The organism is Marinobacterium ramblicola (assembly GCF_019084545.1).
GTDB classification, from domain to species: Bacteria; Pseudomonadota; Gammaproteobacteria; order Pseudomonadales; family Balneatricaceae; genus Marinobacterium_D; species Marinobacterium_D ramblicola.
The window spans coordinates 189,135-203,340 of the sequence record NZ_JAHREP010000002.1 but is presented as its reverse complement, the minus strand read 5'-3'; the positions used below and the strand labels follow the sequence as shown (position 1 = coordinate 203,340).

The following is a 14,206-nucleotide window of genomic DNA, read 5'->3' as shown; positions in this document are numbered from 1 at the left end:
ATGCAGGGCAATACAACTGTCTCCGAGATCGAACTGACCGCCCTGCTGGAGTGTCTCTACCAGCATAGCGGTTACGATTTCCGCCACTACTCGCGCACCTCGGTGCAGCGCTGTATCACCCAGCATCTGCAGATCGAAGGGCTGGAGCATCTGTCGGAACTGATCCCGTTGATCCTGTATCGACCGGATGCCCTGCAGCGACTGCTGCAGTGTCTGTCGATCAACGTAACGGAGTTTTATCGCGATCCGTTTTTTTTCAGCGCGTTGCAGCAGAGGGTTCTGCCGGTGCTGAAGACCTTCGCCTTCTTCAAGATCTGGCATGCGGGCTGCTCCAGCGGCGAGGAGGTTTACTCCCTGGCGATACTGCTCGACGAGGCGGGCCTGCTCGATCGCGCCCGCCTCTACGCCACCGACTTCAACCACGGCATCCTGGCCAGGGCCCGGGAAGCGGTGTTCCAGGAGGTCGACCTGGATGCACGACAGGAGGCCTACCGGCAGTCCGGCGGCCAGGGCGCGCTGAAACAGCATTTTCATTGCCGCTACGGCGTGGCAAAACCGGCCCGGCGGCTGCGCGAGCATATCACCTTCGCCCACCATAACCTGGCGGTCGATGGCGTGTTCGGCGAGATGCAGTTGATCATCTGCCGCAATGTGATGATCTATTTCGACCGGCACCTGAAACGGCGGGCTCTGTCCCTGTTCCATCAGAGCCTCGATCCACACGGATTCCTGTGTCTGGGCGACAAGGAGAGCCTGGACCGGAAGATGGAGCAGTCACATTTCGAGCTACTGGACAGGAAGGCACGTATCTATCGCAAACAGACGGTCAATGCTGACAGCCTCGCCGCCGAGCATGACCACATTGTCACCGACATGGGGGGAACTCCAAGGAAACCGCTCGCGCAGCCAGGACAGGAGAAACCAAGGTGCAGCAAGAACATGGTGTAGAGTCCCGCCGCAGCGACGGCGCGCGGCCCAACATACTGATCGTGGATGACCGCCCCGAAAACCATCGCGTCATCAAACGTATCCTGCATGAGGTCGAGGCGACCTTTCACTACGCCCACTCCGGCAAGGAGGGGCTGGCGATGGCGCTCAGGGAGAAGTATGCCGTTATCCTGCTCGATGTGATGATGCCGGAGATGGACGGCTTCGAGACCGCCTCGCTGCTGCGCTGTAACGAAAGCACCCGGCATGTGCCGCTGATCTTCATCACCGCCGCCGACCCCACCGAGGAACTTGAGTTCAAGGGCTACGAGGTGGGCGCCGTCGACTACCTGTTCAAACCGATCAACGCCCATACCCTGCGCAGCAAGATACAGGTGTTTCTCGATCTGGAGGATCAGCGCATCCGACTGCAGCGCACACTGGGCGACGTGCAGCGCTTGGAGAGCAAGAACAGGCTGCTGCTGGAATCGATCGGCGAAGGGATTCTGGGCGTCGACGCCCAGGGCCGCATCACCTACACCAACCCCGCCTGCGAGAAGATTCTTGGGCTGCCCGAGGCGCAACTGAGCGGACGCGGGATACAGGAGTTCGTCAACCTGTCGCACCAGCAGGAGGAGCACATCGCCTGGCAGGACTCACTGGTGTTCCAGCGCTGCAGCACCGGCCTCACCTTCCGCGAGGAGTTCGGCCTGTTCTACAACAAGGATAAACAGGTCTTCCCGGTCAAATACCTGGCCAACCCGATCCACGACGGCGACCGCATGGTCGGTGTGGTGATCGCGTTTCAAGACATCACCCAGCGACGCAAGATCGAGGAGCAGCTATCACGGCTGGCTCAGTTCGACACCCTGACCGGCCTGCTCAACCGCAGCACCTTCGAGAAACATCTGCATCGCGCCATCGAACGGGCGGATACCAATCGGCGCGGGTTCTCGCTGCTGCACCTGGATATCGATCACTTTCGCCAGATCAACGATCAGTACGGCCATGACGTGGGCGACCTGCTGCTGCAGGAGGTCAGCCACCGGGTTTGCCGCCTGCTCCATGACGGTGATCTGATCGGCCGCCTCGGCGGCGACGAGTTCATTATCCTGCTGGAGAGTTTCACCGAGCATCACAACCGCAACGCCGCCCAACTGGCGGAACGGATCATCGACGTACTGTCGGAAGCGTTCAAGATCCACGGCCACGAGTTCTTCATCGGCGCCAGCATCGGCATCGCCACCTTCCCCGAATCGGGGGAGCTGTTCGAGCCGCTGCTGCAGGCGGCGGAGCTGGCGATGTTCAAGGCCAAGAGCAGCGGGCGACAAAACTTTCAGTTCTTCACCGAGGAGCTGCAGCAACAGGCGCTGGCGGCTATGGAGCTGGAGCGCAATCTGCGCCGCGCGCTGGTCGAGCAGGAGTTCGAGCTGTACTACCAGCCCAAGCTGGAGTTGAGCAGCGGCCGGATCCAGGGCTGCGAAGCGCTGGTGCGCTGGAAACCGGACGGTAATATGACGATAGGTCCCGACATCTTCATACCCAAGCTGGAGGAGATGGGCCGTATCGGCCAGTTGGGCGACTGGATCATCGACCAGGTCTGCCGCCAACTGAAACACTGGCGTGACCAACATGGCCTGAGCCAGTGCGTGGCGGTCAACCTGTCGGTCAAGCAACTGCAGCAGGAGGCACTACCGGAACAGGTCGGGATGCTGCTGGACCAGTATCAGCTGCCCCGTGAGGCTATCGAGTTCGAGATCACCGAAAGCATGATGATGCACGACCCCGAAAGCGCCATAGCCACCCTCAGCGCGTTTCAGTTTCTGGGCATCGCAGTATCCGTCGATGACTTCGGCACCGGTTATTCCTCCTTCGGCTACCTGCAACACCTGCCGTTGGACGCGCTGAAGATCGACCGCATCTTCATACAGCGGCTGTTCCAGGAGGAGAAAAGCGCGGAGATCGTGCGCGCCATCATCTCCCTGGCCCACAACCTCAACCTGAAGGTGATCGCCGAGGGGGTGGAAACCCAGCAGCAGCTGGAGTTCCTGCGCGACGAGGGCTGCGACTTCGCCCAGGGTTACCTGATCAGCCGCCCGGTACCGGCTGAGGCGATGACACAGCTGTTGTTGGAGCATAGTGGCGACAAACAGTAGCCGTTATGTCGCTCAATCAGGGCGATGCAGGTCGATCCCGACCAGGGTCAGATCATCGTTGCGCTCCTGTGCTCCTTGCCAGTCGATCAACGCGGCCTGCAACCCCTCATAGAGCTCGTCGAGAGGTCGATCCCGGTAGGTCGTTAACAACTCTTTCAATCGCCGCTTACCTAATGGAAATCCCTTCTCGCCGCCATTCTGGTCAATATAGCCGTCGGTAGTCAGCAGCAGGCGCTGCACCTCGCTGATCCTCAGCTCATGTTCGTTGAAGACGAAGTTGGGGTCCGAAGTGCGATAACCTATCCCCTGGCGATCCCCCTTGATCGTCTGCAGGCTGCCCAGCCTGTCGAAGTAGAACAGCGGGGTTTCGGCTCCGGCAAAACGCAGCAGATCACGCTGCTTATCGAAATAGAGCACCGCACCATCAAGCCCGGCATTGCTGACCGAATCGGGATTATCCTGCCGCAGCAGCGTCCTAATGGTACGGTTGCACCGCTGCAGAATCTCGGCCGGGTGCACCTCCAGCCCGTTCGAGCGCAGATCGCTGACGATACCCCGCTCCACCGCCTTGACCAGCATGGTCATGAACGCTCCCGGCACGCCGTGTCCGGTGCAATCGATAACAAACAGCAGCGCTTCATGCTCGTTGCGCAGCGGGTCGAACAGGAAGATATCGCCACCGACCACATCCTTGGACTCCCAGAGGGTGAAGTGGTCGTCGAAAAACGTCTGCATGAGGGCTGGCTCTGGCAACAGGGCGTTTTGAATCAGCGAGCCATATTCGATGGAATCGGAAATCTTGCGGTTATAGGCCTCCAGTTGTAGCCGGCTTTGATTGAGCTCTTCGGTGCGCTCCACCACCTTCTGCTCCAGCGAGTCGCTCAGCTCCTCCACCTCTTTCTTGGCGGTGATATCCTGGCGAATGGCACTGTAACCAAGGTGTTGACCCCGATGGTTATATTCCGGCTGGATGATCGCCTCGACCCAGAAATGGCTGCCATCCTTGCGCAGGTTCTTCAGCTCTCCACGCCAGGTCTCCCGCTGCTTGGCAATGGTGTGCCACAACTCCCGATAGAGGGCAGGATCGTTATCCGGGTGCTTGATTATTCGGTGATTCTGGCCCAGCAGCTCCGCCCTGGAGTAGCCGCTGATCGCGCAGAAAGCATCGGATACGTAGGTAATGCGTCCCTCGGTATCGGTTTTTGATGCGATGACATGGCGGTCAAACGATTCGAGCAGTGCGGTCAGCTCGGCGGTCGCCCGCTGCACGCGGCTCTTCAGCGAGCGATTCCAGTAGATCATCACCGCTGCCAGGGCCAGAACCACCGCCAACGCCTTCCAGAACAGCGAGTAGTCGAAGCCCTGCTGCACTTCGACCTGCACCCAGTCGTGATAGAACTGCTCACGCTCCTTCTCGGTCAGCGTAGCGAACACCTTGTTGACGATCGACAGCAGCTCCGGGTAGCGCGGCGAGATCAGAAAGTGATGACTGAACTGGAAATCGGCATTGCCGGCGATGCGCAGCTCACCGCCGGACATCTGCCCCATGTAGTAGAGTGCCGGCGCCAGATGCCCAACGAATGCGTCGGCCTTGCCGCTGGCAACCAGACCCAGCGCCTCGGGAATATCCTGGGTTTCTATCAGCTTCGCCCCCGGCAGCGCCTGCTTGAGATAGTAAGCGCTGGTATAGCCTTGGGGCACGGCAAAGGTGCGTTGACCGAGTTCATCCAGCGAGCGCACATAGGCGATCTGGCTGTTGGTCACGATCACCATCGGATACCCGGCATAACGGTCGCTCATCAGGCCCAGAGAGCGCTCCTGCGGCGAGTCGCCCGCGCCCGGAACCATATCGATCACACCGCTGGTAAACAGGTCTAGCACCTCCGGCCAGCTCTGCGCCGGTACGTACTGGAACTCAATGCCGGTGCGCCGCTCCACCAGCGACAGGTACTCGCCCATGATGCCGGTCATCCGCCCGTTGTCGATGATCGACAGCGGTTTCCAATTGACTTCGCTATAGCGGACAACCGAATGGCTACGCAGCCACTCCTTCTCCTCCCGGGACAGGTTCAGCGCCTCCAGCGCCGCCGGATCGGGATAGCTGTTGGAGTCCCCCAGCCAGAGCTGGATCAGGGCGCGCATCTCATCGGTACTGATCGCGGCCAGCCCCTTGTCCAGGATCGAGGCCAGTTCGGGAGCGCTTTTGCGTATGGCAATCGCCAGCGGCGAAGGTTGAAACAGATCCGAATCCAGCTCCGACTCGGGCAAGCCGACAATCTTCAGGTTGGTGATGTAGTTCTTCTCCATCAGATACTGATGCGCCGCCATCACCCCCAGGGTCAGGTCGGCCTTGCCGTAAGCGACCGCCTGCAGCGCCTCCTCATCGGTGTCGACCAGGTAGAGCTTCACCTCGGGGTGGTATTTCTGGAAATACTCGGTGTAATAGAACCCCCGCGGCAAGGCGATGGTTTTGTCGAGCAACTGCTCGAAACGCTCTACCGGGGGCGCTCCCTGGCGCATTACGATGCCGCGTAACGCCTGGATATAGGGTGAGGTAAACGTCAGATACTCGGCCCGCTCGGGCGACGGCGACACGTCGAGCAGCAGGTCGATCTGGCCGTCACGTGCATCCTGCATCGCCTCATCCCAGGCGGGGCCGGTAACATAGTCGATGCTCAAACCGGTTTTCTCGGCGATCAGGTTCATCAACGAAACGGAGAGTCCCTCTGCCCGCCCCTTTTCCTCGAAACTGAAAGGGGGCCAGTTGGCATCGTGGAATACCCGGATCTGCGGATGCTCCGCGATAAATGTGCGCTCCTGTGCGGAGAGTTCGATCCGCTGCCGAACGAGCGTCGGTTGCTCGCCAAACCACTTCAACAGGATCGCATTTTTTTCCTCGTCGCTGATCGAGGCGACCGCCTTCTGCACTATGCCGGCGAGCAGAGGCTGGCGCTTGCTCACCCCCACATGCAGCGTATTGACGTAAAAGTCCACCGGCAGCACTGGTTCGATTCCCGTCTGCAGATTACGCGCCAGGTGATATCTGACAACCGCATAACCGTCGATGTAGGCATCGGCACGGCCAAGCAGTACGGCATCGATCCCCTGCTGCAATGAATCGACTCGCACCAGCTTGATATCGGGGAAGCGATTACGCAGGTTTTCGGCAATCTGATACCCCTCGATCACCGCAATGCGCATCTTCGCCAGCGCCTCCAGCGAGGCCGGTGGCGGTGCATCGCTGCGCATGAAGGCGTAGTCCTTGACCTCCAGGTAGGGGTCGGTGAATTCGGTATACTCGGCACGCGACTCGCTTTTGTAGATCGCCGGCAGTATGTCCAGCTCACCGCTCTTGAATGCCGCCAGCATCTCCGCCCAGCTCTGGCCGGTGATGTAACGCAGCTTGAGACCGGTCTTGTTCGCGACCAGATCCAGGATATCGCGCGATACTCCCTGGTAACGGCCATCCTGGCCGACAAAGTCGAACGGTGGCCAGTCGGTTTCACCGCCGACCCGAACCTCGGTCTGTTGCGCAATCCAGGCCAGCTCCTGTGCCGTCAGTTCGATATCGTCTGCCTGTGCCGCACTCCAGTGGGAGAGGATGGTGTTGAACTCCGGCGGCGCGATATCGTCGAGTGCAAGCTGCAGAATATCGCGCAGTATCGGATCCTGTTTCGGCGTGCCGATCGCCAGCACCGAACCCGGCCGGGTGTTGTCTCGCCCGTGTACCTTGAGGTTCTGCAGCAGCTCCTGTGCGATCAGATAATCGGCAACGGCGCGGTTACCGACATAGGCATCCGCTTCGCCCCGGTTGACCGCGTCCAGGCAGTGAGAGGTATCGCGGTATTCGCGAATGGTGATCTGCGGGTAGTGGGTTTGCAGATATTTGACCGTACCGATACTCGCCTCCAAGGCCACGGTCTTACCGGCCAACGCGTCCAGGCTGGACAGGTAGGCAACGTCCTTACGGGCGACAATCACGTGAGGGATATGCAGGTAAGGTCGGGTGAAGTTGAAGAACGCTTCCCGCTCCGGTTTTGGCGTTATATCAAGCAGCGCATCGAGCTCGCCCTGCCGGGTTTGCTCGTAGATCTCGCTCCAGGGGCCGGAGACGATCTGCAGACGGCCGTCCAGGCGCCGGTTCAGGGCCGCCACCAGGTCGGCACCTATCCCTTGCGGGCGCTGGCGATAGTCGACGAAATTCATCGGCGGCCAGCCATCCATCGCACCGATACGGATCTGCGGGTGGCTATCGAGCCACCCCAGCTGCGTTCTGTCGAGGGAGGCCCTGAATTGAGCGGGGTCGGCCTGTACCAGGCAGCTGAACAGGAGCAACAGCAGTGCACACAATCTTCTCATCCTGAAATCCCTGTGCTGCCACGGACCGACCAAGCGCCGGACTCCGTCTAGAACTGTCCTCCAGCCGGCCCGGCCCATCAATGAGCCTTAACCGGACACCCGGTCAATAGTCATCCTTCAACTGTTCGCGGATCTCCAGAAACTCATCGATATGTTCAAAGAAGATATCGATCAGATCGGGATCGAAATGGCGCCCGCGCTCCTCGCGGAACAGCGCGAAGATCCGCTCATCGTCCCAGGCTTTCTTATAGCAGCGATCGCTGCCCAGTGCGTCGAACACATCAGCCAACGCCGTGATCCGGCCGGCGATATGGATATCCTTACCCTTCAGTCCCCGTGGATAGCCGCTGCCGTCCCATTTTTCATGATGCTCGAGGGCCACGGTGGCCGCCAGCTTCAGCAATGGCCGGGTGGAGTAGGCCAGCATCTCATGCCCCAACTGGGCATGGGTGCGCATCACCTCCAGCTCCTCGTCGTCGAGACGACCCGGTTTGTTCAAGATGCTGTCGGGGATGGCGACCTTGCCGATATCGTGCATCGGCGAAGCCTGCTTGAGCAGCTCGGCCTGATCCGGGTCCACTCCATAATAGAGGGCAAAGAGTTTAGAGTACTCTGCCACACGCTTGACGTGGTTACCGGTCTCCTTGGAGCGACTCTCGCCGATGGCGCCCATGGTGAACACCACCTCGCGTTGGGTCTCCTCGATCTCGCGGTTCAGCGCCTCGACTTCCGCCACCCGCTTCTGGATCTCGTCATACTCCTGTCGCTGGCGCTTGTCGCTGCGCTCCATGATCTTCTTCTGACGATTGATATCCCTGATGATCTTGTCGGTGGTCTTGTTGAATCGCTCGCGCAACCCCTCAAGCTCCATGATGAGCTTTTCGTCCGGATTGATACTCATCGGTTTATCCCTTTTCGATGAGGTTAATGGTCAATTTGTCGAAATCTTCGATGAAATCTTCACCCGCCTCGCGTGCGCTCTCGTTTTCAGGATCGTAGATCCAGTTAACCTCCAGAGCATGCTCGCTGCCGGCCTCCTCCATCATGTCAAACATGTCGAAGAACAACTTGGAGCTGCTGGAGTTGAAGTAGATGATCTCCATGTTGACCACCGTCCGCTCCGGCAACTCATTGCCAAAGTACTGGTCCAGCCACTCCATTACCGGCTGGTAGAAATCGAAGGTGTTCTCCGGATAGGACTTGCCGGTAAAGGCTATGACCCCGTTGGGATCCAGGCTGATCTCCGGTGTGTATTGAGTCGCTTCCAAATGCAGTTTTTCCATGACAGCACCCCGGATCATTTCACGATAGCTTTGAACTGAAAGTAATATTTGTCGTCGCCGATGGGAATGAATTCGTACTGGATCCGGTCACAGCGTTTGGCGATCTCGTAGAAGCCGATCCCCGCTCCCTTACCGTGACTATCCCGACCACTTTTGCGCAGCTCCCGGTATCGCAGCTTCAACGCCTCGTTGTCCAGTCTCTGGATCTCCTCGAGTTTGGGCTGAATCTTGTCTCTGTCGCTACGATCGAGGATATTCTGGCTGAGTATGTAGTAAGAATCACTCTCGCCCTTGCCGACAACGATCAGCCCCTTGGGATCGAACGCCTCACCTGCACTCTCGCGACTCTTGGAGTAGTTCATCATATTCTGCGAAAGCTCGATGAATATGACGAATATATTGTTCGCCAGCCTTTGATTAATATCCTTTTTTTCACTCTCGCGCTCCAGCGCGTCGGTCATGCCGGCGATCAGGGACTGAGTGATGAAACCGCCATACGTGAGGAAGACGATGCCGTCCGCCTCCAGTATTTTTTCTATCGCTTTAATATCCATTCCAAAGCCCTTTGGTCATCGGAGTGTGGGTTAGCATTCCCGCTACCTCATGGATAATGCCCCGATCAGATTACAGAGTGATAGGTTGTTCTGTCACCTGCACGCCCGATTAAAACATTCGTTCACAGAATACTAACACCAGATATAGAGTTGTCACCCCTGACCATTCGGTCAAGGCCGCCAGCTGTCCAATGTCTCCAGGTAATTGGCCCGCTCGAACCCTGCAGGGTCGGCCGCATTGCGGTAGGAGACACTGCCCTTGAGCTGCAGCAGGTTGTCGTATTCGTTCTCATCCAGCCAGTCGAGCAGCATCGCCTCCATCTCGCGGATGATGCCGGGGCCGCGCTGCATCAGGGCACTGGCCATCTGGGTGATGTCGGCACCGCACATCTGTGCCTTCAGCACATCCTCGGCGCTGTGCACACCACCGGTGACGGCGATATCGATCGCCACCTGGGCGCGCACGATGGCGATCCAGCGCAACCGCTCGCGCAGCTCCTCGGAGCGCGACAACTCAAGTAGCGAGCGCAGACGGCGGGTCTCCAGCTGAATGTCCGGTTGCAGGAAGCGGTTGAACAGCACCACGGCATTGGCACCCACCTGCTTGAGCTGACTGACGAAATGCACGGGACTGGTGAACTGGGAGGAGATCTTCACCGCCAGCGGCAGATCCGGTACCGAGGAGCGGACCGCATGCAGGATATCCAGATAACGCCGCTCTACATCCTGCGACGATTCGTCCGCATCCGCGGCGACATAATAGACGTTCAGCTCCAGCGCATCGGCGCCGGCCTCGGCGATCTGCCAGGCATGATCTGACCAACCACGCCGGGTCACGCCATTCAGGCTGGCGATCACCGGTACCTCCAGATGCTCTTTCATCTGCCGCAGTGTCTCCAGGTAACGCTCCTCGGCAGTCTTGAAGCCATCGGGCTCCGGCAGATAACCTTCAGATTCGGCATGGCCCTGCTCCCGGTCATAGAGGAACTGATGCAGCATCTGCTGATCCTTCTGACACTCCTCCTCGAACAGGCTGTGCATAACGATCGCCGCGGCACCGGCATCCTCCAGTGCGCGGGCGCCGCTCAGGGTGGCGGTCAACGGCGAGGCCGAGGGCACCAGCGGGCTTTTCAGATCCAGCCCCAGATAGCGCGCGTTCAGTCGTTGTTTCATGGTTGTACCTCCTCGGCACCGGTTGCTTGCGGCTGCTCGTCCTCGGCCGGCGATGCCACCTCTTCCCAGCTCAGCTCGGCGAGCTGGGCGTAACGGTGGTAACGCTCGGTCACCTCGTGCTGGGCGGCATCGAGGAACGTCTTGGCGGCCTCGGGGTGGGTGCGCATCAGCATGCTGAAACGTGCTTCGGTGCGGGCAAAATGTGAGTAGGGAATCGAAGGCGGTTTGGAGTCCATCCGTAACGGGTTTTGCCCTTCAATCGCCCGGCGCGGGTCGTAGCGGAACAGCGGCCAGTGCCCGGACTCCACCGCCAGCCGCTGATGCTCATGGTTGTCGGCCATGTCGAAACCGTGGGCGATACAGGGCGAATAGGCGATGATCAGCGAGGGTCCGTCGTAGCTTTCCGCCTCGAGGAAGGTGCGCAGGGTCTGCACATCCTTGGCGGCATAGGCCACGTGGGCCACGTAGACATGCTCGTAGTCCATCGCCAGCCGCGCCAGGTCCTTCTTCGGTCCCGGCTTGCCACCGGCGGAGAACTTGGCCACCGCCGCCCGCGGCGTGGCCTTGGAGGTCTGGCCGCCGGTATTGGAGTAGACCTCGGTGTCGAGCACCAGAATGTTGACGTTGCGCCCGGAGGCGAGCACATGATCGAGACCGCCGTAGCCGATATCGTAGGCCCAACCATCACCGCCGACGATCCAGACGCTGTGCCGCGCCAGCTTGTCCGCCACCGCCAACAGGGTACGGGCACAAGGGTCGTCGATCTTAGCCAACGCATCGCGCAGTGTTTCGATCCGTTCTCGTTGCGCCGCCAGCCCCGCCTCGCTGCTCTCGTCGGCGTTCAGAATGGCCGTGACCAGCTCCGCGTCGAGCTTGCTGGCCAGGTCTTCCAGCAGCGCCCGCGCGTAGGCGCTCTGCGCATCCAGCGCCGCGCGCATCCCCAGGCCGAACTCGGCGTTGTCCTCGAACAGGGAGTTGTTCCAGGCCGGGCCGCGCCCCTCGGCATTATGGGTCCAGGGCGTGGTGGGCAGGTTGCCACCGTAGATCGATGAGCAGCCGGTGGCGTTGGCCACCAGCATATGGTCGCCATAGAGCTGGCTGAGCAGGCGCACGTAAGGCGTTTCGCCGCAACCGGAGCAGGCGCCACTGAACTCGAACAGTGGCTGATAGAGCATCGCGCCCTTCAGGGTGGTCTCCTTGACCTGGGTGCGGTCGAATTCGGGCAGCGCGTTGAAGAAGGTCCAGTTGCGCGTCTCCTGCTCCAGCGTCTGCGCCTTCGGCACCATGTTGATCGCCTTGCGGCTGGCGTTGCTCTTGTCGCTGATCGGACAGATCTCGACACAGAGGGTACAGCCGGTGCAGTCCTCCGGCGAGAGCTGGTAGCTGATCAGCGTATCGGGCGGGAACTCCTTCGCGCCCTTGATCGGCACCGCCTTGAACCCATCCGGCGCGTCCGCCAGTGCTGCAGCATCGAACGCCTTGGAGCGGATCACGCTGTGCGGGCAGACCAGCACGCACTTGCCGCAGTGGGTGCACAGATCCGGCTCCCAGCTGGGGATCTGCAGCGCCAGGTCGCGCTTTTCATACTGTGCTGTGCCCGAGGGCCAGGCCCCGTCCAGCGGCAGCTGACTCACGCGCAACGCATCACCGCGTCCGGTGATCAGCTCGGCGGTGATGCTCTTCAGGAAGGGATCCTCTGCCACCTCGATCGCCCGCATCGGGATCTGCCCAGGTGGCTTGGCAGGCACTTCGAAGGCGTTCAGGTGGGCCAGCGCATTATCGATCGCCTCGATATTCATATCGGCGATCCGGCGGCTGCGTTTGCCGTAGCTGCTTTCCACCGCGGATTTGATCGCCGCGATCGCGGCCTGTTTCGGCAGCACTTCGGTCAGGGCAAAGAAGCAGGTCTGCATGATGGTATTGATCCGCTTGCCGAGCCCGGCCTCCTCCGCCACCTTGTAGGCATCGATCAGATACACACGCAGCTTGCGGTTTTGCATCAACCGCTGCACCTCACCCGGCAGGCTGGTCCAAAAGGCTGCGCCGGTCAAAGGTGTGTTGATCAATACACAGGCGCCCCGCTTCGCCAGTTCGAACATCGGATAACGGTCGAGGAACTGGGGTTGATGACAGGCGACGAAATCCGCCTGCCCCGGCTGAATCTCGTAGGCGGCGTGGATCGGCTCGGGACCGAAACGCAGATGGGATACCGTCACCGCGCCGGACTTCTTCGAGTCGTAGACGAAATGGCCCTGGGCATAGCGCCCCGGCTCGCTGCCGATGATCTTGATACTGTTTTTGTTGGCACTGACGGTACCATCGGCGCCCAGGCCGTAGAACACCGCCTGCACCCACTGGTTGCAGGCATCGGTGCGGAAATCGGCATCGTAGGCCAGGCTCAGCTGGCTCAGGTCGTCGTCGATACCGACGGTAAACGGGTGGCGCGGTGTCTCGCCGTCCAGGTAGTCGAACACCGCCTTGACCATCGCCGGGGTAAACTCCTTGGAACCCAGGCCGAAACGGCCGCCGACGATCCGCGGCAGAGTTGCCCCCTGCCAGTCGCCACTGGCGTATGCCTGTAGCAGCGCGGTAGCCACATCCTTGTACAGCGGCTCGCCGTCGGCGCCGGGCTCCTTGGTGCGGTCGAGCACCGCCAGTGCCTTGGTTGTCGCCGGCAGCGCCGCGATCAGCCGCTTGCCATCGAAGGGGCGGAACAGTCTTACCTTCAGCACGCCGACCTTGCCGCCGGACGCGTTCAGATGCGCCACCGTCTCCACCGCGGTTTGCGCACCCGAGCCCATCAGCAGGATCACCCGCTCGGCATCGGGCGCACCGCAGTATTCATAGAGCCGGTACTGGCGACCGGTGACCGCGGCGAAACGGTCCATCGCCGACTGCACGATGCCGGGGAAGGCGTTGTACAAGGGGTTGCTCGCCTCGCGCGACTGGAAGAAAACATCCGGGTTCTGTGAGGTGCCGCGCACCTGGGGCCGGTTCGGCGACATGCCGCGGTCACGACAGGCCTGGACCAGATGCGCCGGGATCAGTTCGCGCAGCTGCTCCGCGGTGACCAGTTCCACCTTGCTCACCTCGTGGCTGGTGCGGAAACCGTCGAAGAAGTGCAGCACCGGCACCCGTCCCTCCAGCGTCGCCATCTCGGCGATACAGGCAAAATCCATCACCTCCTGGCCGCAATTCGAGGCCAGCAGCGCGAACCCGGTGCTGCGCGTGGCCATCACATCGGAGTGATCGCAGAAGATCGACAGGGCATGGGTGGCCACCGAACGCGCGGCGACATGAAACACCGTCGGCGTCAGCTCACCGGCGATCTTGAACATGTTGGGGATCTTCAGCAGCAACCCCTGGGAGGCGGTGAAGGTACAGGTCTTGGCACCGGCCTGCAGCGCGCCATGCACGGCACCGGCGGCACCGGCCTCGCTCTGCAGCTCGATCACATCGGGCACGGCACCCCAGAGGTTGGGGCGCCCGTTGGCGCTCCAGCTATCGCACAGCTCACCCATGGGCGAGGCGGGAGTGATCGGGTAGATCGCGATCACATCGTTGAGCAGGTGAGCGATGGTGGCAGCGGCTTCGTTGCCATCCATCATGCGGTATTCGGGCGCCATTCGGTTCTCCTTCTATCCGCCGGCACGTATTTATTACCTGAGCTATTACCTGAGTATCTCAGGTGACTCACGCAGAGAAACTGACACAGACCAACTCCGCTGCAGAAAGGGTCCGTGCCAGTATCAGG

Annotated in this window: 8 protein-coding genes; 2 read left to right on the top strand and 6 right to left on the bottom strand. The window is 60.5% G+C overall.

Annotation, left to right across the window (positions count from 1 at the left end; all coding sequences use genetic code 11):
- Together KQ940_RS02145 and KQ940_RS02140 are read left to right on the top strand one after the other, a co-directional pair.
- Complete coding sequence (locus KQ940_RS02145; protein ID WP_217411212.1) at window positions 1-948, top strand: CheR family methyltransferase; 948 nt, start codon at window positions 1-3, stop codon at window positions 946-948.
- Entirely contained in the window at window positions 927-3,083 is a 2,157-nt protein-coding gene (locus KQ940_RS02140) for a GGDEF/EAL domain-containing response regulator (protein WP_217411210.1), read from the top strand. The genes KQ940_RS02145 and KQ940_RS02140 overlap by 22 nt, the downstream gene beginning before the upstream one ends.
- Window positions 3,084-3,095: 12 nt before the next feature.
- Here the strand turns inward: KQ940_RS02140 and KQ940_RS02135 are convergent, their stop codons facing one another.
- The 6 genes from KQ940_RS02135 to nifJ form a co-directional block, all read right to left on the bottom strand.
- Window positions 3,096-7,442 carry a transporter substrate-binding domain-containing protein gene (locus tag KQ940_RS02135; protein WP_217411208.1) on the bottom strand — a complete coding sequence of 1,449 codons (4,347 nt, stop codon included), beginning with the start codon at window positions 7,440-7,442 and terminating at the stop codon, window positions 3,096-3,098.
- Window positions 7,443-7,545: 103 nt separating this feature from the next.
- Window positions 7,546-8,343: an HD-GYP domain-containing protein gene (locus tag KQ940_RS02130; RefSeq protein ID WP_217411206.1), complete on the bottom strand. Its 798-nt coding sequence runs from the start codon at window positions 8,341-8,343 to the stop codon at window positions 7,546-7,548.
- Window positions 8,344-8,347: 4 nt separating this feature from the next.
- Window positions 8,348-8,725, bottom strand: coding sequence for a DUF1987 domain-containing protein (locus KQ940_RS02125; RefSeq protein WP_217411204.1), 378 nt, complete (start codon window positions 8,723-8,725; stop codon window positions 8,348-8,350).
- A 14-nt stretch (window positions 8,726-8,739) separates the two neighbouring features.
- Window positions 8,740-9,279, bottom strand: a complete 540-nt coding sequence (locus KQ940_RS02120; RefSeq protein WP_217411202.1) for a SiaB family protein kinase — start codon at window positions 9,277-9,279, stop codon at window positions 8,740-8,742.
- Window positions 9,280-9,450: 171 nt separating this feature from the next.
- Window positions 9,451-10,452, bottom strand: coding sequence for a dihydroorotate dehydrogenase-like protein (locus KQ940_RS02115; RefSeq protein WP_217411200.1), 1,002 nt, complete (start codon window positions 10,450-10,452; stop codon window positions 9,451-9,453).
- Window positions 10,449-14,078, bottom strand: a complete 3,630-nt coding sequence (gene nifJ, locus KQ940_RS02110; RefSeq protein ID WP_246589610.1) for a pyruvate:ferredoxin (flavodoxin) oxidoreductase — start codon at window positions 14,076-14,078, stop codon at window positions 10,449-10,451. The genes KQ940_RS02115 and nifJ overlap by 4 nt, the downstream gene beginning before the upstream one ends.
- Between the last annotated feature and the right edge of the window lie 128 nt (window positions 14,079-14,206).